At 63.6% G+C, this 22,991-nt stretch carries 20 protein-coding genes; 1 reads left to right on the top strand and 19 read right to left on the bottom strand.

Going from position 1 to position 22,991, the window contains the following annotated elements; genetic code table 11:
- Nucleotides 1-497 precede the first annotated feature (497 nt).
- The 19 genes from BCO18175_RS27650 to BCO18175_RS27560 all read right to left on the bottom strand — a co-directional run bounded on the left by BCO18175_RS27650 (nucleotide 498) and on the right by BCO18175_RS27560 (nucleotide 21,909).
- Entirely contained in the window at nucleotides 498-2,225 is a 1,728-nt protein-coding gene (locus BCO18175_RS27650) for an AMP-binding protein (protein WP_174985770.1), read from the bottom strand.
- 255 nt (nucleotides 2,226-2,480) lie between these two features.
- The gene (locus BCO18175_RS27645; RefSeq protein WP_006477288.1) at nucleotides 2,481-2,906 is read right to left on the bottom strand and encodes a F0F1 ATP synthase subunit epsilon; all 426 of its coding nucleotides are present in this window, start codon (nucleotides 2,904-2,906) and stop codon (nucleotides 2,481-2,483) included.
- Nucleotides 2,907-3,057: 151 nt separating this feature from the next.
- Nucleotides 3,058-4,452, bottom strand: coding sequence for a F0F1 ATP synthase subunit beta (atpD, locus tag BCO18175_RS27640; protein ID WP_174985768.1), 1,395 nt, complete (start codon nucleotides 4,450-4,452; stop codon nucleotides 3,058-3,060).
- A 65-nt stretch (nucleotides 4,453-4,517) separates the two neighbouring features.
- Nucleotides 4,518-5,393: a F0F1 ATP synthase subunit gamma gene (atpG, locus tag BCO18175_RS27635; RefSeq protein WP_011350526.1), complete on the bottom strand. Its 876-nt coding sequence runs from the start codon at nucleotides 5,391-5,393 to the stop codon at nucleotides 4,518-4,520.
- A gap of 69 nt (nucleotides 5,394-5,462) precedes the next feature.
- On the bottom strand, nucleotides 5,463-7,004 hold the full coding sequence (atpA, locus tag BCO18175_RS27630) for a F0F1 ATP synthase subunit alpha (RefSeq protein WP_021160444.1): 1,542 nt from the start codon (nucleotides 7,002-7,004) through the stop codon (nucleotides 5,463-5,465).
- Nucleotides 7,005-7,048: 44 nt separating this feature from the next.
- Nucleotides 7,049-7,588: a F0F1 ATP synthase subunit delta gene (locus tag BCO18175_RS27625; RefSeq protein WP_174985766.1), complete on the bottom strand. Its 540-nt coding sequence runs from the start codon at nucleotides 7,586-7,588 to the stop codon at nucleotides 7,049-7,051.
- A gap of 2 nt (nucleotides 7,589-7,590) precedes the next feature.
- Nucleotides 7,591-8,061 (bottom strand): F0F1 ATP synthase subunit B, encoded by a 471-nt coding sequence (locus BCO18175_RS27620; RefSeq protein ID WP_011350523.1) that lies wholly within the window; start codon nucleotides 8,059-8,061, stop codon nucleotides 7,591-7,593.
- Between the two features lie 129 nt (nucleotides 8,062-8,190).
- Nucleotides 8,191-8,460 (bottom strand): F0F1 ATP synthase subunit C, encoded by a 270-nt coding sequence (gene atpE / locus BCO18175_RS27615; protein ID WP_006482730.1) that lies wholly within the window; start codon nucleotides 8,458-8,460, stop codon nucleotides 8,191-8,193.
- 75 nt (nucleotides 8,461-8,535) lie between these two features.
- Nucleotides 8,536-9,387, bottom strand: coding sequence for a F0F1 ATP synthase subunit A (gene atpB, locus BCO18175_RS27610; protein ID WP_011350522.1), 852 nt, complete (start codon nucleotides 9,385-9,387; stop codon nucleotides 8,536-8,538).
- 109 nt (nucleotides 9,388-9,496) lie between these two features.
- Nucleotides 9,497-10,021 carry an ATP synthase subunit I gene (locus BCO18175_RS27605; RefSeq protein WP_174916784.1) on the bottom strand — a complete coding sequence of 175 codons (525 nt, stop codon included), beginning with the start codon at nucleotides 10,019-10,021 and terminating at the stop codon, nucleotides 9,497-9,499.
- Between the two features lie 568 nt (nucleotides 10,022-10,589).
- The gene (locus BCO18175_RS27600) at nucleotides 10,590-11,720 is read right to left on the bottom strand and encodes an SLC13 family permease (RefSeq protein ID WP_174985763.1); all 1,131 of its coding nucleotides are present in this window, start codon (nucleotides 11,718-11,720) and stop codon (nucleotides 10,590-10,592) included.
- A 10-nt stretch (nucleotides 11,721-11,730) separates the two neighbouring features.
- Complete coding sequence (locus BCO18175_RS27595) at nucleotides 11,731-12,624, bottom strand: ParB/RepB/Spo0J family partition protein (protein WP_174916786.1); 894 nt, start codon at nucleotides 12,622-12,624, stop codon at nucleotides 11,731-11,733.
- 31 nt (nucleotides 12,625-12,655) lie between these two features.
- On the bottom strand, nucleotides 12,656-13,435 hold the full coding sequence (locus BCO18175_RS27590; protein ID WP_174916787.1) for a ParA family protein: 780 nt from the start codon (nucleotides 13,433-13,435) through the stop codon (nucleotides 12,656-12,658).
- Nucleotides 13,436-13,491: 56 nt separating this feature from the next.
- Complete coding sequence (gene rsmG / locus BCO18175_RS27585) at nucleotides 13,492-14,178, bottom strand: 16S rRNA (guanine(527)-N(7))-methyltransferase RsmG (protein WP_174985761.1); 687 nt, start codon at nucleotides 14,176-14,178, stop codon at nucleotides 13,492-13,494.
- Nucleotides 14,175-16,145, bottom strand: coding sequence for a tRNA uridine-5-carboxymethylaminomethyl(34) synthesis enzyme MnmG (mnmG, locus tag BCO18175_RS27580; RefSeq protein WP_174985759.1), 1,971 nt, complete (start codon nucleotides 16,143-16,145; stop codon nucleotides 14,175-14,177). The genes rsmG and mnmG overlap by 4 nt, the downstream gene beginning before the upstream one ends.
- A 799-nt stretch (nucleotides 16,146-16,944) precedes the next feature.
- Complete coding sequence (locus BCO18175_RS27575; protein WP_174985757.1) at nucleotides 16,945-17,700, bottom strand: ABC transporter ATP-binding protein; 756 nt, start codon at nucleotides 17,698-17,700, stop codon at nucleotides 16,945-16,947.
- Nucleotides 17,700-19,484 carry a branched-chain amino acid ABC transporter ATP-binding protein/permease gene (locus tag BCO18175_RS27570; protein ID WP_174985755.1) on the bottom strand — a complete coding sequence of 595 codons (1,785 nt, stop codon included), beginning with the start codon at nucleotides 19,482-19,484 and terminating at the stop codon, nucleotides 17,700-17,702. Before BCO18175_RS27570 ends, BCO18175_RS27575 begins: the two co-directional genes overlap by 1 nt.
- A 4-nt stretch (nucleotides 19,485-19,488) precedes the next feature.
- Nucleotides 19,489-20,544 carry a branched-chain amino acid ABC transporter permease gene (locus BCO18175_RS27565; protein ID WP_174985753.1) on the bottom strand — a complete coding sequence of 352 codons (1,056 nt, stop codon included), beginning with the start codon at nucleotides 20,542-20,544 and terminating at the stop codon, nucleotides 19,489-19,491.
- Nucleotides 20,545-20,751: 207 nt separating this feature from the next.
- The gene (locus BCO18175_RS27560; protein ID WP_174985751.1) at nucleotides 20,752-21,909 is read right to left on the bottom strand and encodes an ABC transporter substrate-binding protein; all 1,158 of its coding nucleotides are present in this window, start codon (nucleotides 21,907-21,909) and stop codon (nucleotides 20,752-20,754) included.
- 336 nt (nucleotides 21,910-22,245) lie between these two features.
- Here BCO18175_RS27560 and BCO18175_RS27555 point away from each other — a divergent pair, with 336 nt between their 5' ends.
- Nucleotides 22,246-22,530 carry a hypothetical protein gene (locus BCO18175_RS27555; RefSeq protein WP_174985671.1) on the top strand — a complete coding sequence of 95 codons (285 nt, stop codon included), beginning with the start codon at nucleotides 22,246-22,248 and terminating at the stop codon, nucleotides 22,528-22,530.
- Nucleotides 22,531-22,991: the final 461 nt, after the last annotated feature.

Below are 22,991 nucleotides of genomic sequence, written 5' to 3'. Positions count from 1 at the left end.
ACCGAAAGGCGCATTTTCTCGCGTGCAAATCGGCAATTCGTCGAGCCTGATACGCATTAAAAACGCATCGCGCGCATGCGCTGAAAACGCTGCGGAAAATATGAGTAAAAATGACCTTTCTCAGGCCCTCAAAAACAGCAAAAAATCCCGGAAAGCCTTATCTGGCGGGCGTTACAACCTGAAACACTTTGTTACCGCGAGGGGTCATTAATTCGCCCACAATGGCCTCAACGGTTTCAACACGGATGCGGTCTCGTGTGCCAAGTGTGAGCGGACGCGAAGCGCTGCGAGCCAGTCGGTCACGTACCGAAGCCCTTCCGAGGGGCATCCCTGTTGGAGTCGTTTCCGGCCCCCCGCCGGACTCGGTTTCATCTTTGGTCTCCTCGCGCTAACCCCGTAGCGTGTGGTTTTTAGCGGGCTAATAAGCCCGCTTTTTTTCGTCCATCGAAAGCGCAACGGCCCGCAGGCCGCCGCGTTTTTCCCGCCTTCATGCCGCGCTACGCGGTCTTCTGCACGTCGAGCTTCAGCTCCTCGATCATCCGGTCGCGCATCACGAACTTCTGTACCTTGCCCGTTACCGTCATCGGCAACTCGTCGACGAAGCGGATGTAGCGCGGGATCTTGTAGTGCGCGATCTGCCCTTGGCAGAACGCTCGCACGTCGTCCTCGGTCATCTGCTCGTCCGCGCGCAGCACGATCCACGCGCACAGCTCCTCGCCGTACTTGGCATCGGGCACGCCGAACACCTGCGCGCTCTGGATCTTCGGATGCCGAAACAGGAATTCCTCGATCTCGCGCGGATAGACGTTCTCGCCGCCGCGAATCACCATGTCCTTCAGCCTGCCGACGATGTTGCAGTAGCCGTCCACATCGAGCGTCGCGAGGTCGCCCGTATGCATCCAGCCGTCCACCAGCACCTCGCGCGTCTTCGCGTCATCGTCCCAGTAGCCGAGCATCACCGAATAACCCTTCGTGCACAGCTCGCCCGTCGCGCCGACCGGCACGATGCCGCCGCTCGGATCGACGACCTTCACTTCCAGATGCGGCTGGATGCGCCCGACCGTCGTCGTGCGCTTCTCGAGCGGATCGTCGGTCGAGCTCTGGAACGACACGGGGCTCGTCTCCGTCATCCCGTACGCGATCGTGATCTCCGACAGGTGCATCTGCGACACGACGCGCTTCATCGTCTCGATCGGGCACGGCGAACCGGCCATGATCCCGGTGCGCAGCGTCGACAGGTCGAATTTCGCGAACTCGGGGTGATCGAGCTCGGCGATGAACATCGTCGGCACGCCATGCAGCGCGGTGCAGCGTTCTTCGGCCACCGCCGCGAGCGTCGCGACCGGGTCGAACGCCTCGCCGGGGAACACCATCGCCGCGCCCTTCGACACGCACGCGAGCACCGCGAGCACCATCCCGAAACAGTGATACAGCGGCACCGGGATGCACAGCGTGTCCTGCTCGGTGAAACGCATCGCCGCCGCGATCGAGCGCCCGTTGTTGACGACGTTGCGATGCGTGAGCGTCGCGCCCTTCGGGCTGCCGGTCGTACCGCTCGTGAACTGGATGTTGATCGGCTCGCTGGCCGCGAGCGTCGCACCGATCGCATCGAGCAACGCAGGATCGACGGCCTGGCGGCCGCGCGCCATCACGTCCGTGAAGCGGAACATGCCGGCCGGGGCGACGTCGCCCATCGACACAACCGTGCGCAGGCTCGGCACGCGCGCCGCATGCAGCTCGCCCGGTGTCGCGGTCGCGAGCTCCGGCGCGATGGTCTGCAGCATCTCGACGTACGCGGAAGTCTTGAAGCGCTCGGCGGCGATCACGGCCTTGCAGCCGACCTTGTTCAGCGCGTATTCGAGTTCCGACAGCCGGTAGGCCGGATTGATGTTGACGAGCACAGCGCCGATCCGAGCGGTCGCGAACTGCGTGAGCAGCCATTCGCTGCGGTTCGGCGACCAGATGCCGACGCGATCGCCCTTCACGATGCCGAGCGAGCCCAGCCCGGCCGCCAGCACGTCGACCTCGTTCGCGAACTCGCGCCAGGTCCAGCGCACCTGCTGCTCGCGGAACACGACGGCCGGACGATCGGGAAAGCGGCCGGCCGTGTCGAGCAGGAACCGGCCAATCGTCGCTTCGGACAGCGGCACGTCGGTTGTGCCACGCACGTACGACAAGCCGTTTTCGGGCGCGATCAGCGCACCCACGCCAAGGTCTGCTGCCATGAATGTCTCCGTCATTTTTGTCTGATCGGCCTGCACGCGCCTTCGGCGCCCGCCTCCGCCACGCAATCGTGACGGACAGCCTCCACGCGGATGATGACGCGCGCGGCTGACGACACTCTGACATCAAATCACGGCGGACGGATGAAATAGCACGACCGGACGGAATGATCCGACCCGCAAATAATCAGACGAACACGGCGGACGAAAAAAAAGCAGCCCGAAGGCTGCTTTCTTTCGCGGGATACGCGGCGCGGCTCAGTGCCGGCTGCGAATCTTCGCCAGACGCTGGATCGCCTCGAGCTGCGCCATCGCGGTCGCGAGCTCGGATTGCGCCTTCGCGAGGTCGAGATCCGACTTCGCGTTCTGCAGCGTTTCCTCGGCACGCTTGCGTGCTTCCTCGGCTTTCGCCGCGTCGAGGTCCTTGCCGCGGATCGCGGTATCGGCGAGCACCGTCACGGCGCCCGGCTGCACTTCGAGAATGCCGCCCGCGACGAACACGAATTCGTCGTTGCCGCCCTCGACTTCGATGCGCACCGCACCCGGACGAATCCGCGTGATCAGCGGCGTGTGGCCCGGCAGAATGCCCAGCTCACCCGTTTCGCCCGGCAGCGCGACGAATTTCGCCTCGCCCGAGAAGATCTGCTCTTCCGCGCTGACGACGTCTACTTTGATGGTTGCCATATCGACTCCTGTCGATCGGAGCGGGCACTTGCGCGCCTGCGCCGATCCCATGCACGGCGGATTGAGCGTGTTGCGGTCGGCGCGACCGGCCGGGATTATCAGTCCGACTGTTAATCCCGGCCAGCACGCACCATGCGACTCACTCGAACCCTTACGAGATCTTCTTGGCCTTTTCGAAGGCTTCGTCGATCGTGCCGACCATGTAGAACGCCTGTTCCGGCAGGTGGTCGCACTCGCCGTCGACGATCATCTTGAAGCCGCGGATCGTTTCCTTCAGCGGCACGTACTTGCCCGGCGAGCCCGTGAACACTTCAGCAACGTGGAACGGCTGCGACAGGAAACGCTGGATCTTACGAGCGCGCGCGACCGACTGCTTGTCTTCCGGCGACAGTTCGTCCATACCCAGAATCGCGATGATGTCGCGCAGTTCCTTGTAGCGCTGCAGCGTTTGCTGAACGCGACGGGTGATCGAGTAGTGCTCTTCACCGATCACGTTCGGGTCGATCTGGCGCGACGTCGAGTCGAGCGGGTCGACCGCCGGGTAGATACCCAGCGAAGCGATGTCACGCGACAGAACGACGGTTGCGTCCAAGTGGCCGAAAGTCGTAGCCGGCGACGGGTCGGTCAAGTCATCCGCAGGGACGTACACGGCCTGGACCGACGTAATCGAGCCCTTCTTGGTCGACGTGATGCGCTCTTGCAGCTTGCCCATTTCTTCAGCCAGCGTCGGCTGATAGCCCACTGCCGACGGCATACGGCCGAGCAGTGCCGACACTTCGGTACCGGCCAGCGTGAAACGGTAGATGTTGTCGACGAAGAACAGCACGTCGAGGCCTTCGTCACGGAAGTGCTCGGCCATCGTCAGGCCGGTCAGCGCGACGCGCAGACGGTTGCCCGGCGGCTCGTTCATCTGGCCGTACACCAGCGCGACCTTGTCGAGAACGTTCGAGTCCTTCATTTCGTGGTAGAAGTCGTTCCCTTCACGGGTACGCTCGCCCACGCCCGCGAACACGGAGTAACCACCGTGTTCCTTCGCGATGTTGTTGATGAGCTCCATCATGTTGACGGTCTTGCCCACGCCAGCACCGCCGAACAGGCCAACCTTGCCGCCCTTTGCGAACGGGCAGATCAGGTCGATAACCTTGATACCCGTTTCGAGCAGTTCGGTCGACGGCGACAGTTCGTCGAACGCCGGAGCCTTCTGGTGGATCGAACGCGTCGTTGCGCTTTCGATCGGGCCAGCTTCGTCGATCGGACGGCCAAGCACGTCCATGATTCGGCCGAGGGTCGGCTTGCCGACCGGCACCGAGATCGGCTTCGCCGTGTTCTTCACGGTCAGGCCGCGGCGCAGGCCGTCGGATGCACCCAGACAGATGGTACGGACAACGCCGTCGCCCAGCTGCTGCTGGACTTCGAGCGTCAGTTCCGAGCCATCGAGAATGAGCGCGTCGTAGATCTTCGGCATGCTGTCGCGCGGGAATTCCACGTCGATAACGGCGCCGATGCACTGTACGATCTTGCCTTCTACCAAAGCAGCAGTACTCATCGCTTTTCCTTTAAATACCTGATTCTTTACTCGCGCAAAGGCGCAGTTGTCGTCCGGGCGCGCGCTTAAACAGCGGCTGCGCCGCCGACGATCTCCGACAGTTCTTTCGTAATCGCGGCCTGACGGCTCTTGTTGTACACGAGCTGCAGTTCGCTGATCACCGTCTTCGCGTTGTCGGACGCGGCCTTCATCGCGACCATGCGCGCCGATTGCTCGGACGCCATGTTTTCCGCGACGGCCTGGTACACCAGCGCCTCGACGTAACGCACGAGCAGTTCGTCGACGACTGCCTGCGCGTCCGGCTCGTAGATGTAGTCCCACGACGTGGCCGGCGTACCGTCATCGGCTTCGAAGTGCTCCGACGACAGCGGCAGCAACTGCTCGATCACGGCTTCCTGCTTCATCGTGTTGACGAAGCGCGTGTAAGCGATATAAACCGCCGACAGCTTGCCTTCCGAGTACAGATCGAGCTGCGTCTTCACGGCGCCGATCAGCTTGTCCAGATGCGGGGTATCGCCGAGGTGCACGACCTGCGACAACACCTTCGCGCCGAAGCGGTTCAGGAACCCGAGGCCCTTGCTACCGATCGCGGTGGCTTCGACCTTCTGGCCCTTCTCTTCCAGCTCCTTGAACTTCTGCACCGTCGCACGCAGCACGTTGGTGTTCAGACCACCGCACAGACCCTTGTCCGTCGTGACGAGGATGATGCCGGCCGTCTTCGCGCCTTCGTTCGCCACCATGAACGGGTGGCGGTACTCCGGGTTCGCGCGGCTCATGTGCGCGGCGATGGCACGGACCTTGTCCGCATACGGACGAGCGGCGCGCATGCGTTCCTGCGCGCGACGCATCTTCGATGCGGCCACCATCTCCATCGCCTTCGTGATCTTGCGCGTGTTCTGCACGCTCTTGATCTTGCCGCGAATTTCCTTCATTCCAGCCATAGCTTGCTCCTTGACCGAAGCGGCGCGGGCGCATCAGCACCCGCGCGGCCTCAGTGTGTCACTCGCGGATCAATAGGCACCGGACTTCTTGAAGGATTCGATCGCCGAGCGCAGTGCGCCTTCGTCGTCCTTCGAGAGATCCTTGGTGTCTTCGATGCGCTTGATGAGGTCAGCGTGGCTGGTCTTCAGGTTTTCGCGCAGGCCCTTCTCGAACGACAGCACTTGCTTGACGTCGAGGTCGTCGAGGTAGCCGTTGTTTGCGGCGTACAGCGACACGGCCAGTTCCCACACCTGCAGCGGCTGGTACTGCGGCTGCTTCAGCAGTTCCGTCACGCGGCGGCCGCGCTCGAGCTGCTTGCGGGTCGCTTCGTCGAGGTCCGATGCGAACTGAGCGAATGCCGCCAGTTCACGGTACTGCGCGAGGTCGGTACGGATACCGCCCGACAGCTTCTTCACGACCTTCGTCTGAGCAGCGCCACCGACTCGCGACACCGACACGCCGGCGTTGATTGCCGGGCGGATGCCTGCGTTGAACAGGTCGGTTTCCAGGAAGATCTGGCCGTCGGTAATCGAGATCACGTTCGTCGGAACGAACGCGGTCACGTCGCCAGCCTGCGTTTCGATGACCGGCAGTGCCGTCAGCGAGCCGCTCTTGCCCTTCACTTCGCCGTTCGTGAACTTCTCGACGTACTCTTCCGACACGCGAGCAGCACGCTCGAGCAGACGCGAGTGGAGATAGAACACGTCACCCGGGTAAGCTTCACGGCCCGGCGGGCGACGCAGCAGCAGCGAGATCTGACGGTATGCCCAGGCTTGCTTGGTCAAGTCGTCATAGATGATCAGCGCGTCTTGGCCGCGGTCGCGGAAGTATTCGCCCATCGTGCAGCCGGCGTACGGTGCGAGGTACTGCATCGCTGCCGAATCCGAAGCCGAAGCGGCGACGACGATCGTGTATTCCATCGCGCCCGTTTCTTCGAGCTTGCGAACCACGTTCATGATCGACGAAGCCTTCTGGCCGATCGCGACGTAGATACAGATCAGGTCCTTGCCCTTCTGGTTGATGATCGCGTCGAGCGCCACTGCGGTCTTGCCGCACTGACGGTCGCCGATGATCAGCTCACGCTGGCCACGGCCGATCGGCACCATTGCGTCGATCGACTTGATGCCCGTCTGCACCGGCTGCGACACCGACTTACGCCAGATCACGCCCGGGGCGATCTTTTCGATCGCGTCGGTCAGCTTCGCGTTGACCGGGCCCTTGCCGTCGATCGGGTTGCCGAGCGCATCGACCACACGGCCGACGAGTTCCGGACCAACCGGGACTTCCAGAATGCGGCCCGTCGTCTTGACGATGTCGCCTTCCGAGATGTGTTCGTATTCGCCGAGAATCACCGCGCCGACCGAGTCGCGCTCGAGGTTCAGCGCGAGACCGAACGTGTTGCCCGGAAACTCGAGCATTTCGCCCTGCATCACGTCCGACAGGCCGTGGATACGCACGATACCGTCGGTCACGGAGATCACGGTGCCCTGGTTGCGAACGTCTGCGCTCGCTTCAAGGCCCTGGATCCGGCTCTTGATCAGCTCGCTGATCTCAGAGGGATTGAGTTGCATTATTCGCTCCTGATAGTCAATTCTGTTGCGTGCCGGCGTGGCGCTCAGGCGGTCAACGCAGCCTGCATCGATGCGAGGCGCGCGCGAACCGAGGTGTCGAGCACTTCGTCGCCGACCGTCACGCGCACGCCGCCGATCAGCGACGAATCGACTGCGACCGTCGGTTTCAGCTTGCGCTTGAACTTGCGTTCGAGGCCCGAGAGGAGACTCTCGAGATCCGCGCCGTTCAGCGGGAACGCGCTCACGATCTCGGCGTCGGCTGCACCTTCACGTTCGTTCTTGAGCGCCTCGAACTGCTCGGCGATTTCCGGCAGCAGCGCGATGCGATGATTGTCGACCAGCATCTGCACGAAGTTCTTTGCTTCGGCGCCGGCTCCGAGCGGCGACTTCACCGCAGCAAGCAGCAACTCGGCTACTTGCGTGCGCGTCACCTTCGGGCTCGACGCGACCGACAGGACTTCCGGCAGACGCGCAACCTGGGCCAGCTCTTGCACGAGCGTGGACCAGGCGGCGATGTCACCGCCCTCGGCCACGCGGAACAGCGCTTCTGCGTAAGGGCGGGCGATGGTTGCAAGTTCGGCCATGATCAGAGCTCGGCTTTCAGTTGATTCAGCAGTTGGGCGTGGGCCGTTTGATCGACTTCGCGCTTCAGGATCTGCTCGGCGCCCTTCACGGCCAGCGTAGCGACTTCGCCACGCAGCGCTTCGCGCGCCTTCACGATTTGCTGTTCTGCTTCCGCCTTCGCCTGGGCGATGATGCGGGCGGCTTCAGCCTGGGCGTTGGACTTGATTTCCTCGGCGACCGCCTGGGCACGCTTTTCAGCGTCGGCGATGCGCTGCTGGCCGTCATTGCGGGCCTGCGCGAGTTCCTGGTCCACGCGCTTGTGCGCTGCGTCGAGTTCTGCCTTGCCCTTCTCGGCGGCGGCGAGGCCGTCGGCGATCTTCTTCGAACGTTCGTCGAGGGCGTTGATCAACGGCGGCCACACGAATTTCATCGTGAACCACGCGAGGACCAGGAACACGACCATTTGCGCAAACAGAGTTGCGTTGAGATTCACGGTGTTTCCTTATCTGCTATTCCGGAAAAATGAAACGGTAAGGCGCTCATCGAGTTGCATTCGATCAGCGCCCCAAGTCTCCGTTCCGCCCTGCGCCGGCTTGCGCCGGGCGCATGTTTCCGAGAAACCTTAGCCTGCGAGCTTCGACAGGAGCGGGTTCGCGAACGCGAACAGCATTGCAACACCCACGCCGATCAGGAATGCCGCGTCGATCAGACCAGCCAGCAGGAACATCTTCGTTTGCAGCGGGTTGATGAGTTCCGGCTGACGTGCGCAGGCTTCGATGTACTTACCACCCATCAGCGCGATACCGATACAGGCGCCGATTGCACCCAGGCCGATGATGATGCCGATACCGATGGCGGTCAGACCCTGGATGTTGGCGATGTAAGCTTGCATGATCACTCCTTTGTGAAAAGACTTGGAACTGAGATTTAAAAAACTAAAACGGAAACTCTTTCTTGCACGCCGCGCTTAGTGCTTGTCGTGCGCCTGGCCGAGATACACCAGCGTCAGCATCATGAAAATGAATGCCTGCAACAGAACAATCAGGATGTGGAAGATTGCCCAGACGCTGCCCGCGATCACGTGGCCAACGAAGCCGAGGAACGTTGCGTCGCCACCGAAGCTCCACATGCTGCCGAGCAGGGCGATCAACAGGAACAACAGCTCACCCGCGTACATGTTGCCGAACAACCGCATACCGAGAGAGACGGTCTTCGCGAGATATTCGACGATGTTGAGCGCGAGGTTCGGGATCCACAGCAGCGGGTGGGCGCCAAACGGTGCCGACAGCAGCTCATGCACAAAGCCGCCCGCGCCCTTGATCTTGATGCTGTAGTAGATCATCAGGACGAACACGCCGAGCGCGATGCCGAGCGTGCCGTTCAGGTCGGCCGTCGGGACGATGCGATGGTGGGAAATCACGTCCGACAGACCGAGCAGGCCGATCACGCGGCCCGGCAGGTCGACCGGGAGGAAGTCGAGGGAGTTCATCAGCGCGACCCACACGAACACGGTGAGCGCGAGCGGAGCGATGAAGGTACGATTGCCGTGAACGATGGCCTTCGATTGGTCTTCGACCATCTCGACGAGCATCTCGATCGCGCACTGGAAACGGCCCGGCACGCCCGACGTTGCCTTGCGGGCGGCCAGACGCAGCACGAGGATCGTCACGATGCCGCAAACGATCGACCAGAACAGCGTGTCGAGATTCCAGACGTGAATGTCGAAAATCGACGTCTGATGCGAGGTGGAGAAATTCTGCAAGTGGTGCGCAATGTACTCGGACGGATCCGGACCGCGCGTGCCTTCGCTAGCTGCCATATCGTTAATGCCACCCAAATTGTCGAAAATCGTTTTGCCAGTTCCGCAACACGCTATTGCGGGAACGGGCCGGTGCGGTTCGTTGTCGAAACCGCACGCTGCTTGTTCCTTACCGCCAGGCCAGCGCGATCCAGTACGTCTTCAGCACGACGAGGTACGTGACGAGGAACGGCACCCAGTGCACGCCGGCCCAGCCGAACGCCACTGCTGCGAACATCCCGATCGTCAGGCCGAGCTTCAGGGCTTCGCCCATCACCCAGCTCATCACGGTGGCCGAGCCACCTGCCTTCAGTCGTGCCACGAACAACGCACTGGGCACCCAGCCAATCGCTCCGCCCAGAAACGCGGATTGCGCAGCGGCGCCCGGCGACTTCGAAAACAGCCACCACGCCAGCGTTGCAACCAGGGACAGAACCACTTGCGCGAATACCACCTTATAGGGGGTTACGCGCGAGGGCTTGCTCACGTTCGGGCCGAACAGCTTTTCGGCTTCTGCCCGTGTGAGCGGAACGATGTTGTTATCTTGCTGCTCGGCATCCCAGTCATCATCGAATTCGCGCCGCTCGCCGGCCGCTGAAGCGGTGCGTTGCGTGCGCTGATCATCGTGCCTGTCGTCCGGCGCCTGACCCGCCATCGCAATCTTCCGCAAAATCCTTGAACCCGGCCCCAAGCTTTCTGAAAACTTTCAGGGGTGCCTAGCTAACAAATCCGGGCGATTGTAAGCGATAGTTGCAAGTGATTCAAGGCTTTAGACGCGACAAAAACCTGCGTAAAACGACGCCTCATCATGTGAAAAAACTCGCGATTCGACGACGTACGATGACAGTTGTAAGGTCGCTTTTTTGCACCGGTATTTCTTGCTCGAAAAAATCCGGCGAGGATGAAATGGCGGGGAATCGATGCCCGGTGCGGGCGCTGGCGGAGCGGCACGATCGCCACCCAGGATCCTCGCCGTGACGCGGCTCAGGGCCCGCGCGCCGCGCGAAGCCCCAGGCAGGCAAAACACTGCGGCCACCCGGCCGCACCGGATGCACGAATTCCAGACCGACGCTGACGCAGCGAATCATCCAATCAGTTGTCATGCCACCACAGTCGAGCGACTGTGGATTGCCACACTTATCAACAGCCCGCAACGAACGCGAATGCTGTGCGCCCTCCCCGCCACTCGAATGGCACGCCTGTGCCACACGCACCCGCATCGCTCAACCGTGAACGAGCAGCCACGCACCGAGTGCCGCGCTTGCGAGCGCGAACGGAATCGAGACCAGGTGGAACGGCAGCCACATGCGCGGCTCCTTCGCGAGACGCACCGCGATCAGGTTCGCAAGCGAGCCGATTGCGAAACCGAAACCGCCGACCGATACGCCAAACGCGAGCGCGCGCCAGTCACCCGTGAACTCCGACAGCAGGATCGCGGCCGGCACGTTGCTGATACCCTGCGACAGGATCGCGCCGGCGGCATAGACGCGCAGCGACGAATCAAGTTGCGCATGCGCAATCGCGTCATGGATGACGGGCAGCGCAGCCGCGCTGCGCAGCACGACGAACATCAGCACGAAGATCAGCAGCAGTAACCAGTCGATCTTCAGGACTGCGTCACGTTTGACGACGAGCAGCATGATCGCGACGGCAACCAGGCCCGGCAGCGGATGGTGCGCATCGGCAAGCAGCACGAATGCCGCGAACAGCACCGCCGCGATCAACGCGTGCATGCGCTGCACGGGAATGGCGACGACGTCGCCGGACAGGTCGAGCGGTTTCGCGCGAAACGCGCACGCGGTCAGCACGAGCAGCAGCGCCATCAGCGCGATCGCGAGCGGCCCGAGCGTGACCACGAAGCGGCCGAACGACACGCCGCTCAATTGCCACAGGAAAAGATTCTGGGGATTGCCGAGCGGTGTCGCGACCGACCCCGCGTTGACGGCCAGTGCGACGACGATCACGAGCCGCCGGAACGGCAGTGGTGTCAGCGCACGCAGCGACACCATCAACGGCACGACGACGAACAGCGCGACGTCGTTGGTGAGCCACATCGACAGCACCGCGGCAAACCCGACGAGCAGCATCGCGAGCCCGCGTTCGGAGTGCACGTGATGCACGATGCGATGTGCGAGCCACATCAGGCAGCCGGACAACTCGAGCGCCTTGGTCAGCATCAACAGGCCCGCGAGCGTCGCGACCGTCTGCCAGTCGACGCGATCGGCCAATACGGAAAATGGTTGCGGACGCACCCATTGCAGCACAATCAGGCCAAGCGCGAGCACCGATAGCACGGGCTCCTTCGCAAGCCACCCCAACCACCGGCGCGGCGCCGGTGTGCCCGTCTCCTCCATTAGCTGCCCGTTACTCTTCGGTTGCGACGTTGCCGCGCAGTCGCACGAGAATGCCCTCGAGCGCGTCGAGGTTGCCGAAGTCGATCGTCACCTGCCCGCGCCCACGGCGGCCGAGCTTGATCTTCACCGTCGACGCGAGCAGGTCAGACAACTCCTCCTCGAGACGACGCGTATCGCGGCCGCCGTCGTCCTTCGCGCGCGCCTTCACGGCCGGCACTTCCTTCGTCGTGTGCGTGACGAGCTTCTCGGTCTCGCGCACCGACATGCGCTTGTTGACGACCTGATGGGCGAGCGTGATCTGCGTGGCCGCATCGACGGCGAGCAGCGCGCGCGCATGCCCCATGTCGAGATCGCCGGCCAGCAGCATCGTCTGCACCGGCGAAGCCAGGTTCAGCAGGCGCAGCAGGTTAGACACCGCGCTGCGCGAACGGCCGACCGATTCGGCCGCCTGTTCGTGCGTGAAACCGAACTCGTCGAGCAGGCGCTGGATACCGTGCGCCTCTTCAAGCGGATTCAGATCCTCGCGCTGGATGTTCTCGATCAGCGCCATCGCCGCGGCGGCCTGATCCGACACGTCCTTCACGAGCACCGGCACTTCATTGAGGCCTGCCAGGCGCGCCGCGCGGAAACGGCGCTCGCCTGCGATGATCTCGTATTTGTCTGATGAAATGGGCCGCACCAGGATCGGCTGCATCACGCCCTGTGCGCGAATGCTCGCCGCGAGCTCCTGCAGGCTGCCTTCGTCCATCCGCGTCCGCGGCTGGTACTTGCCGGCCTGCAGCTTGCCGAGCGCGAGCGTGTTCGGCGCCCCTTCGATCTTCACCGCTTCGGTGATATCGGCACTGCCGCCGAGCAGCGCTTCGAGGCCACGTCCCAAGCCCTTCTTCTTTGGTACCGCGTTCATGTCTTTCTTCCTCGCTTCGCTCATGTCCGGATCACGACACCTCGAACGCGCGAACGCGGTCGATCATCTCGGCACCGAACTGGAGATACGCTTGCGCACCGCGCGAGCTACGGTCGAACACGACGCCCGGCAGCCCGTAACTCGGCGCTTCCGCCAGGCGCACGTTACGCGGGATCACCGCGTCGAACACCTTGTCGCCGAAGTGCGCTTTCAGTTGATCGGAAACTTGCTGCTGCAGCGTGATGCGCGGATCGAACATCACGCGCAGCAAGCCGATGATCTTCAGGTCGCGATTCATGTTCGCGTGAACCTGCTTGATCGTGTTGACGAGGTCCGACAACCCCTCCAGTGCGAAGTACTCGCACTGCATCGGGATCACGACGCCATGCGCCGCGCACAGCCCATTCAGCGTCAGCAGCGACAGCGTCGGCGGGCAATCGATCAGCACGAAATCGTAATCGTCGGCCACGCTCTCGAGCGCGGCCTTCAGCCGGCGCTCGCGGTTGTCGATGCTGATCAGTTCGATCTCCGCACCGGACAGCTCGCGGTTCGCAGGCAGCACGTCGTAGGTGACGCCTTCCGGGCGGATGCGCGCGTCGGTCACCGACACGCCGTCGACCAGCACCTCGTACACGGTCGCTTCGCAAGCAGCCTTGTCGATCCCGCTGCCCATCGTCGCGTTACCCTGCGGGTCGAGATCGATCAGCAGGACTCGTTGCTCCTGCGCTGCAAGGCTTGCGGCGAGATTGACCGATGTCGTCGTCTTGCCGACGCCCCCCTTCTGGTTCGCAACGCAGAAGATCTTTGCCATCGTTGGTGTGTTCCCTTTACCTTCAAACAAACGGCGCGCTACTGCGCGCCTGCCCTTCAATTCGCCTCGTCGACGGCCACTTCGATCAGATGCCGTTCGGCATCGAGCATCGGCACCGCCAACCGTATCGTCTGCTTGACGCGGCTGCCTTCCGGCAACCGCGCAATCTCGTCATCCGGATGAACGCCCTTCATTGCCCAGATCGATCCGCCCGGCGCGACCAGATGTCGAGCAAGTTTAACGAAGTCGGACAGATCCGCGAAAGCGCGAGAGACGATCATGTCGAATTTTTCCGGCACTTCGACACCCGGCTGCAGCGATTCGACCCGCCCGGTGACCACCGACAGGTTCGCGAGCTTCAGCTCCGCGCGCATCTGAGTCTGGAAGGCAGACTTCTTCTGCACGATATCGTTCAACGTGATCTGCCACTCCGGCTCGACGATCGCCAGCACGATACCCGGCAATCCGCCGCCCGAGCCGACGTCGAGCACGCGGGCCGATGCACGGCCACGCAGATGCGAAACGATGGAAAGCGAATCGAGGATGTGCTGGATCAGCATCTGCTTCGGGTCGCGGATCGCGGTCAGGTTGTAGACCGCGTTCCACTTGCCGAGCAGCGCGACGTAGTCGAGCAGCTGGTTGCGTTGTGCATCCGTCAGTGCGAGGTCGAGCGCCGTCGTGCCTTCGACGAGCATCCCTTCCAGTACATCCCGATTAACCGCCGGCGCGCGACGCGCCGTCATTGTTGCGTCGGGACGGCGCCGTCCCCCTGCTCCGTTGCCGCTTCGGCAGTGCCATTACGGCGTCCCAGGCCGCGGCGCTTCAGGTGCACCATCAGCAGCGAGATCGCTGCCGGCGTGACACCCGAGATGCGCGACGCCTGCCCGATCGTCTCCGGCCGGAACTCGTTGAGCTTCTGGCTCACCTCGAACGACAGGCCGCGGACTTCGCGGTAATCGATGCCGTCCGGCAGGCGCGTGTTCTCGTTCGCATCGTTGCGTTCGATCTCCGATGCCTGGCGCTCGATATAGCCCTGATACTTGATGCCGATCTCGACCTGCTCCTTGATCTGCTCGAGCAACACCGGATCGTCAGCCAACGGCTCTGCGGGGCCGCATTCACCGCCCTTCAGTCCGCACACGCCGTCGTAGCTGATACCCGGACGGCGCAGCAACTCGGCGAGGCTGTATTCATGGTCGATCGCCTTGCCCAGCAGCGCGGTCGCCTCTTCCGCCGGCAACGTCTTCGGCGTGACCCACGTCGACTTCAGGCGTTCGGTTTCACGTGAAACAGCGTCGCGTTTCCGGCTGAATGCATCCCAGCGCGCATCGTCGACGAGACCCAGTTCGCGGCCGATCTCGGTCAGACGCATGTCGGCATTGTCTTCACGCAGGCTGAGGCGATACTCGGCGCGGCTCGTGAACATACGGTACGGCTCGGCCACACCGCGCGTCACGAGATCGTCGACCAGCACGCCAAGGTAGGCCTGGTCACGGCGCGGGCACCATGCGTCCTTCTCCTGCACGTAGCGGCCCGCATTGAGGCCGGCCAGCAGGCCCTGCGCGGCCGCCTCTTCATAGCCGGTCGTCCCGTTGATCTGGCCCGCAAAGAACAGCCCGTTGATCGCCTTCGTCTCGAGCGACGCCTTCAGCGCGCGCGGGTCGAAGTAGTCGTACTCGATCGCGTAGCCGGGGCGCAGGATATGCGCGTTCTCGAGGCCGAGCATCGAGTGCACGAGCTCAAGCTGGACGTCGAACGGCAGGCTCGTCGAGATCCCGTTCGGGTAGAACTCGTTGGTCGTCAGCCCTTCCGGCTCCAGGAAGATCTGGTGCGATTCCTTCGATGCGAACCGGTGGATCTTGTCCTCGATCGACGGGCAATAGCGCGGCCCGACGCCTTCGATCACGCCTGTATACATAGGCGAACGGTCGAGACCGCCGCGAATGATGTCGTGCGTACGCTCGTTCGTGTGCGTGACCCAGCACGGCAGTTGCTGCGGATGCTGCTCTGCGCGGCCCAGGAACGAGAAAACGGGGACCGGATCGAGATCGCCCGGCTGTTCGGTCAGCTTCGAGAAATCGATCGAACGGCCATCGATACGCGGCGGCGTACCGGTCTTCAGGCGGCCCTGCGGCAGCTTCAGCTCCTTCAGGCGCGACGACAGCGACACGGCCGCCGGATCGCCTGCGCGGCCACCCGTGTAGTTGTTCAGGCCGACGTGGATCTTGCCGTCGAGGAACGTACCGGCGGTCAACACGACCGCACGGGCGCGGAAGCGGATACCGATCTGCGTGACCGCCCCCACCACCCGATCGCCTTCGACCATCAGGTCGTCGACGGCCTGTTGGAACAGCCAGAGATTCGGCTGGTTCTCGAGCCGGTGGCGGATCGCGGCCTTGTACAGGATGCGGTCGGCCTGCGCACGCGTCGCGCGCACAGCCGGGCCCTTCGACGAATTGAGGATCCGGAACTGAATGCCGCTCTCGTCCGTCGCGGCTGCCATTGCGCCGCCCAGCGCATCGACTTCCTTGACCAGATGGCCCTTGCCAATGCCGCCGATCGACGGATTGCAGCTCATCTGCCCAAGCGTTTCGATGTTGTGGGTCAGCAGCAGTGTCTTTGCGCCCATGCGGGCGGACGCCAGCGCGGCTTCCGTGCCGGCATGGCCGCCACCGACGACGATGACGTCAAATTCTGTGGGAAAAAGCATGGTGGATTCCGTACGCAGAGCTGCGCACGAACCTATCTGAGAAATGTATGGGCCGAATTATAGCGGGTTCGCTTTTCACCCGAATGCCGTCCGAATGGTAGGGTCTGTGCATTTCGGCAATTTTTCGGCGATGAACCGATGAATCTGTGGCTCAGAGCCACTCCTGCAATGCTTCCAGCCCGCTCACTGCACATTGTTGTGCCTGTGCAAATGTCCTGGCCGCCGGGAAAACCCACGCGGAACATGCGACCCAATCGGACGCCTGTGGCGCACGCAACACCCCGGACGGAACCCCGGTGCGACCACACCCGCCCTCGTCTTCACAGAAGTTCCATCGGTTCGCCCAACACTTATCCCCTGTGACTCGACACATCACCGGCCCACCGCACATGGCTGCTTGTGCCTATGTAAATATTCGGTCGCCGAGAAACCCACGTGAAATACGCGCACCATTCGACGCCTGTGGTCCGCGCAACATCCCGGACGGAGCACCCTGCGCGACCGCACCCGCCCTCTTCCCCACAGAAATTCCGTCGGTTCGCCCGACATTTATCCCCGGTGGCTCGACACATCGTCGGTCTGTGGAACAAACGGCAACTACCACCAAGCGGCTGCCAGGATACGTCCCCCGCACTGTGATCACGTCGCCCACCACCACACAGAGCTTCCGACTGTTTCCCTGGCACTTATCCCCTGGCTGCCAACCGCCGATGTATCGGCATCACATCTCGCCCCAAAAACAAAAACGGCGTGTTTCACGTGAAACACGCCGCCCGTTTCCCGCCAACTGCATCACCGGTCAAGCCGTTTTCTTCACCAACCCAAGGTACGTTTCGATCACGCGTGGATTCTGCGCGAGTTCAGCCGCCGGCCCTTCCAGCGCAAATTCGCCCGTCTCCAGCACGTAGCCGTAGTCGGAGATCTGTAGCGCAGCCCGCGCATTCTGCTCGATCAGCAGCGTCGCCACACCCGTACCGCGCAACGCGCTGATGATATGAAAGATCTCCTTCACGATCAGCGGTGCCAGCCCGAGGCTCGGCTCGTCGAGCATCAGCAGGTCGGGCTTGCCCATCAGCGCGCGGCCGACCGCGAGCATCTGCCGCTCGCCGCCGGATAGCGTGCCGGCTGCCTGCTTGCGCCGCTCCTTCAGCCGCGGAAACAGCGCGAACACGTGATCGAGCTGGTCGAGGAAGTTGGCTTCACCGGCCTGCTTGCGCCGATACGCACCCAGCACGAGGTTGTCTTCGACCGTCATCGTGCTGAACAGCTCACGCTTTTCCGGCACGAGGCACATCCCGCGTGCGACGCGCTGCTCGACCGGCAATGCACCGACGTCGTGACCGCGATACACGACCGCGCCCGACGCATGCCCGTTCACCGGCAGCGCGCCCATGATCGCGTTCAGCAACGTTGATTTGCCGGCGCCGTTCGGGCCGATCACGCTGACGATCTGTCCCGCACCAACCTTGATCGCCGCGCCGTGCAGCGCCTCCACCTTCCCGTACCGGACTGCCAGCCCGCGCACTTCGAGAATCGGCATCGTCGTGTCCGTCATCACTCCACCCCGCCCAGATACGCTTCGAGCACCGCCGGATCCTGCTGCACGTCCTGCGGCAGCCCTTCCGCGATCCGCGTGCCGAACTCCATCACCACCAACCGGTCGGTGAGATTCATCACGAAATCCATGTCGTGTTCCACGAGCAACACGCTCATGCCTTCCGTCTTCAGCCGCCACAGCAGGTCGGCGAGTTGCTGTTTCTCCTGGTAGCGCAGCCCGGCAGCCGGCTCGTCGAGCAGCAGCAGCGTCGGGTCGCAGCACAGCGCCCGTGCAATTTCGAGAATCCGCTGCTGGCCCAGCGCGAGGCTGCCGGCTTCGTCGTACATGTGCTTTTCGAGCCCGACGCGGCGGATCTGGCGTGCGGCCTCGGCCAGCAACTGCGCCTCCTCATGGGCATTGAGCCGCGCGACGCTGCGCCATACGCCCGTATGGCCACGCAGGTGCGCACCGATCGCGACGTTCTCGAGCACCGTCATCGCCGGCAACAGCTTCACGTGCTGGAACGTCCGGCCGATGCCGCGGCGGACGATCTGGCGCGACGTGAGCCCGTCGATGCGCTCGCCACGGAACGTGATCGCGCCGCCCGTCGGCTTCAGCACACCCGTCACGAGGTTGAACGTGGTCGACTTGCCGGCGCCGTTCGGGCCGATCAGCCCGATGATCTGCCCCGCTTTCACGTCGAAGCTGACGTCGTTGACGGCCACGAGCCCGCCGAACTGCTTGCGCGCGTTGTCGACGACGAGCAGCGGCTCGCCGGCCGCCGGCTTCGCACGCTGTGGCAACGGATCAGCATGCTCGGGCACATGCGCACGCGGCCCGCGCGGGAACAACCTGGCGACGAACGGCCACACGCCCTGGCGCGCGTACTGCAGCAGCAGCACCATCAGCACGCCGAACACGATGATCTCGAAGTTGCCTTCCGAGCCGAGCAGCTTCGGCAGCAGCGTCTGCAGGTAATCCTGCAGCACGGTCAGGATCGCCGCACCGAGCACCGCGCCCCACACGTGCGACACGCCGCCGACCACGGCCATGAACAGGAACTCGATCCCGTGGTTCAGCCCGAACGGCGTCGGGTTCACCGCGCGCTGCAGGTGCGCGTACAGGAAACCCGACACGGCCGCGAGCACGGCCGCATAGACAAAGATCACGACGCGCATCCACGCGGTGTTCACGCCCATCGCCTCGGCCATCACGCCGCCGCCGCGCAGCGCGCGGATCGCGCGGCCCGGGCGGCTGTTCAGCAGGTTCTGCACCGACACGATCGCGGCCAGCACGACGGCCCAGATCAGGAAATACAGGCTGCGGCCGCTTTCGAGCGTGATGCCGAACAGGTTCAGCGCCGGAATCCCGTTGATCCCGTCGTACTTGCCGAGCAGTTCGAGGTTGCCGAACAGGTAGAACAGCGCGAGGCCCCATGCGATCGTGCCGAGCGGCAGGAAGTGGCCGGACAACCGCATCGTGACCGCGCCGAGCACGAGCGCGACGAGCGCCGTCAGCACGACACCGACGATCAGCGCGAGCCACGGCGACACGCCATAGCGCGTCGTCAGGAGCGCGGTCGCATAGGCGCCGATGCCGACGAACGCGGCCTGCCCGAAGCTCGTCATCCCGCCGACACCCGTGAGCAGCACGAGCCCGATCGCGACGATCGCATAGAGGCCGATGTAGTTCAGCAGCGTGATCCAATATTCAGGCACCTGCAGCGCGCCGGGCAGCACCGGCAGCGCGAACAGCACCACGAGAAACACCCAGAAGGTCTTGTTGCGTACCATCGTCTTCATCGTGTCACTCCTCTTCCTCTTCCGAGTGCGGCGTCGCGAAGCTCCGCCACAGCAGCACCGGAATGATCAGCGTGAACACGATCACCTCCTTGTAGGCGCTCGCCCAGAACGACGAATACGATTCGAGTACGCCGACGAGCAGCGAGCCGGCGGCCGCGAGCGGATAGCTGACGAGCCCGCCGATGATCGCGCCGACGAAACCCTTCAGGCCGATCAGGAAGCCCGAGTCGTAGTAGATCGTCGTCAGCGGGCCGACGAGGATCCCGGACAGCACGCCGAGCCCCGCGGCGAACGTGAACGCGAGCCGCCCTGCCTCGGTCGTGCCGATGCCGACGAGCCGCGCGCCGAGCCGGTTCACCGACGTCGCGCGCAGCGCCTTGCCGGCGATCGTGCGGCCGAAGTACACATAGAGCGCGCCGATCAGCACGAGCGCCGTCACGACCACCAGAATGCTCTGCACCGACACGGTCATGCTGCCGATCGCGAGCGACGCATCCGAGAAGCCGTTGGTACGCGAGCCCTCCGCGCCGAACATCACGAGCCCGAGGCCGACCATCGCGAAGTGGACGGCGACCGACACGATCAGCAACAGCAGCGTCGTGCCTTCGGCGATCGGCTGGTACACGAGCCGGTAGACGAACGGCCCCATGGGCACGACGATCGCGAGCGTCAGTGCGATCTGCGCGAGCATCGGCAGCGGCTGCGCGGCAAAGCTGCGCGTGATCGCGAACACTGCCAGCGGCAGCAGGACGTAGCGGCTGCCGAGCGTCGCGAGCGTGCGACCGAGCTGATGGCGCCGTTCGCGATGCCGGATCAGGCCGCCGACTTCGAGCAGGAAGCACGCGATGCCCATCACGAACAGCAGCCAGCAGGTGGCGGGGAATTTCTGCGCCTGCAACGCGGCAAGCGTCAGCGCACCGTAGGCGACGAATTCGCCCTGGGGAATGAAGATCACCCGCGTGACGGAAAACACCAGTACGAGCGCCAGCGACAGCAATGCATATATGGCGCCGGTCGTAATGCCGTCTTGCGCGAGGATCGCTGCAATCGAGAGATCCATACGTTTCGTGTATCGAGAATGCTGAGGAGAAACGAAAGACAGGAAAGGCCGGGGCGCACGGGCCGCAAGATCGGCGCGTCGGTCGCCACGCGGCGAGCCCCGGTGGTTCCACACGACATGGGCACGGGCGCGGCCCGTCAGGCCCGGCGCCCTGCCGACGGCACGCACGGCGCCATTCGCGCCGCGCATGCCGGTTTCACGTGATGCTTACTCGCCCTGCAGCTTCCACTTGCCGTCGACGATCTGCACCATCACGCGCGCACGCGTGTCGAAGCCGTTGTGGTCGGTCGGCGTCATGTTGATCACGCCGTGCGACACGGGCAGGTCCTTCACGTTCTCGATCGACGCGCGCAGCGCCTCGCGGAACGCCTCGGTACCCGGCTGGCCCTTCTTCAGCGCTTCCGGAATCGCACGCTGCAGCAGCAGCCCCGCGTCCCACGCATGGCCGCCGAACGTCGCCAGCGAGCCCGCGCCGTACGCCTTCTCGTACGCAGCCTTGTAGCCGAGCGCCGGCTTCTTCACCGGGTTCGAATCGGGCAGCTGGTCGGTCACGAGCACCGGGCCGGCCGGCAGGATCTCGCCTTCGCAATCCTTGCCGCACACGCGCAGGAAGTCGTTGTTCGCGACGCCGTGCGTCTGGTACACCTTGCCCTTGTAGCCACGCTCCTTCAGCGTCTTCGCCGGCAGCGCCGCCGGCGTGCCCGAGCCGGCGATCAGCACGGCATCCGGATTCGAGCCCATCAGCTTCAGCACCTGCCCCATCACCGACGCGTCGGTGCGGTTGTAGCGCTCGTTCGACACGACCTTCAGGCCGTTCTTCGCGGCCGCCGCGTTGAACGTGTTGTACCAGCTGTCGCCATACGCATCCGCGAAGCCGATGAAACCGACCGTCTTCACGCCGTGCTTCGCCATGTAGCCGGCGATCGCGTCGGCCATCAGCTGGTCGTTCTGCGGCACCTTGAACATCCATGCGCGCTTCGCATCCATCGGCGAGATGATCTGCGCGCTCGCCGCGAGCGAGATCGTCGGCGTCTTGCCCTGAGACACAGGGTCGAGCATCGCGAGCGAGTTCGGCGTGACGGACGAGCCGATGATCGCGTCGACGTGATCTTCATCGATCAGCTTGCGTACGTTCTGTACCGCGCGGCTCGTGTCGGATGCGTCGTCGAGCACGATGTACTGCACGCTCTTGCCCGCGATTTCCTTCGGCAGCAGCGCGATCGTGTTCTTTTCCGGAATCCCGAGCGACGCGGCCGGCCCGGTAGCCGACAGCGTCACGCCGATCTTCACCTGCGCCGACGCCGTTGCCGCCGCGCACACGAGGCCCGCGGCAAGCACGGCCTCCATCCATCGATTCATCTTCATTTACGTTGTCTCCAAACGCTGCTCGAAAAAGCCACGGGTCGCTCGGGCGGCTCCCGGTCCCCAAAACAAGTTAATAATTTAACTATCTCGCCTTGCCACGCCTACGCTCGTTTTCCCGTGAAACACCTCACCTTCAACGGCGCCCGGACGGCACCGCGCGCGGACGCACCGGCCGGCGGTCGAAACGGTCGTTCGACCGTCACGATGCGCAGCAGCGGTGTCGTCAGGATGAAGAAAGCGGAGAAATGCGGAATCGTGCGGGCAATCGATGCATGCGCAACGATCAAGGAAAGGCGCGCCGTTCCGGCCTGATGCGGCCAGGCCGGCGAGCGGCACATGATCGGGAAGCCGGCCGCTCATGCGAATGCGGATGAGAATACCGATACGGATGCGCACGCAACGACCGGCGACGGCGCCGGAATGCGCCTACAGGCCGCAGAACGGCTCGGGAAGGCCGCGGCGACGGCAGACCAATCCCACGACGAACGAACGGCACCAGCCGCCCTTCCTGCCCCGATCCATCGTCCTGCGCTGCTCATCCAACCGTACTCCCTCTTCTGCATTCTGCTTGTAGGAGAACTGCCGACCGATTTTCCCGACCGTGCGGTCGGCGAAAGCTGAGTGTAACGGACGCGTTTTGCGCACGCCAACCGGGTTAGCCCGAACGGCCAGCGCACGGCTGCGCATCGTCTGCGAACGAATCGTGGGAAAGCGGAAAACGGGAAAAACGGGGGGACGCGGCGAAGCGCGAAAGAAGCGCGGTGCGAACGCAAGCGCGGAATGCGGCCACTGCGCCGGCCGATGCACCATCAACGCAAATCCGTGCACGCAAATGAAAAAGCGCTGTTGGATTCCGTCCAACAGCGCTTTGGGGTCCGGGCACTTTGTGCCTCGATTGTCTCCTCGTTCTCCACCTGCAAATTCGTTTCGCGGTGCATCAGAACTAGGACGAAGATTAAAGGACCTTTCACACTGCGACAACTTAGCATTTACCCCTATGGTGCATCGCCGCACGAAAATGGGGCACCAGCCTGCCGCGCGGCGCCGGCCCGAGCCCGCTGCGGCGCCCTTCCGGAGCATGC

This window comes from Burkholderia lata, from assembly GCF_902499335.1.
GTDB lineage: Bacteria > Pseudomonadota > Gammaproteobacteria > Burkholderiales > Burkholderiaceae > Burkholderia > Burkholderia lata_B.
Note: the sequence above shows the minus strand (reverse complement) of the source record. Positions and strands in the feature narration are given on the sequence as shown.

Bases quoted from the DNA above. Each gene is read 5' to 3' on its own strand.
- BCO18175_RS27650 (WP_174985770.1), bottom strand. From the start codon at position 2,225: ATGGCAGCAGACCTTGGCGTGGGTGCGCTGATCGCGCCCGAAAACGGC.
- BCO18175_RS27645 (WP_006477288.1), bottom strand. From the start codon at position 2,906: ATGGCAACCATCAAAGTAGACGTCGTCAGCGCGGAAGAGCAGATCTTC.
- atpD (WP_174985768.1), bottom strand. From the start codon at position 4,452: ATGAGTACTGCTGCTTTGGTAGAAGGCAAGATCGTACAGTGCATCGGC.
- atpG (WP_011350526.1), bottom strand. From the start codon at position 5,393: ATGGCTGGAATGAAGGAAATTCGCGGCAAGATCAAGAGCGTGCAGAAC.
- atpA (WP_021160444.1), bottom strand. From the start codon at position 7,004: ATGCAACTCAATCCCTCTGAGATCAGCGAGCTGATCAAGAGCCGGATC.
- BCO18175_RS27625 (WP_174985766.1), bottom strand. From the start codon at position 7,588: ATGGCCGAACTTGCAACCATCGCCCGCCCTTACGCAGAAGCGCTGTTC.
- atpE (WP_006482730.1), bottom strand. From the start codon at position 8,460: ATGCAAGCTTACATCGCCAACATCCAGGGTCTGACCGCCATCGGTATC.
- atpB (WP_011350522.1), bottom strand. From the start codon at position 9,387: ATGGCAGCTAGCGAAGGCACGCGCGGTCCGGATCCGTCCGAGTACATT.
- BCO18175_RS27605 (WP_174916784.1), bottom strand. From the start codon at position 10,021: ATGGCGGGTCAGGCGCCGGACGACAGGCACGATGATCAGCGCACGCAA.
- BCO18175_RS27600 (WP_174985763.1), bottom strand. From the start codon at position 11,720: ATGGAGGAGACGGGCACACCGGCGCCGCGCCGGTGGTTGGGGTGGCTT.
- BCO18175_RS27595 (WP_174916786.1), bottom strand. From the start codon at position 12,624: ATGAACGCGGTACCAAAGAAGAAGGGCTTGGGACGTGGCCTCGAAGCG.
- BCO18175_RS27590 (WP_174916787.1), bottom strand. From the start codon at position 13,435: ATGGCAAAGATCTTCTGCGTTGCGAACCAGAAGGGGGGCGTCGGCAAG.
- rsmG (WP_174985761.1), bottom strand. From the start codon at position 14,178: ATGACGGCGCGTCGCGCGCCGGCGGTTAATCGGGATGTACTGGAAGGG.
- mnmG (WP_174985759.1), bottom strand. From the start codon at position 16,145: ATGCTTTTTCCCACAGAATTTGACGTCATCGTCGTCGGTGGCGGCCAT.
- BCO18175_RS27575 (WP_174985757.1), bottom strand. From the start codon at position 17,700: ATGACGGACACGACGATGCCGATTCTCGAAGTGCGCGGGCTGGCAGTC.
- BCO18175_RS27570 (WP_174985755.1), bottom strand. From the start codon at position 19,484: ATGAAGACGATGGTACGCAACAAGACCTTCTGGGTGTTTCTCGTGGTG.
- BCO18175_RS27565 (WP_174985753.1), bottom strand. From the start codon at position 20,544: ATGGATCTCTCGATTGCAGCGATCCTCGCGCAAGACGGCATTACGACC.
- BCO18175_RS27560 (WP_174985751.1), bottom strand. From the start codon at position 21,909: ATGAAGATGAATCGATGGATGGAGGCCGTGCTTGCCGCGGGCCTCGTG.
- BCO18175_RS27555 (WP_174985671.1), top strand. From the start codon at position 22,246: ATGATCGGGAAGCCGGCCGCTCATGCGAATGCGGATGAGAATACCGAT.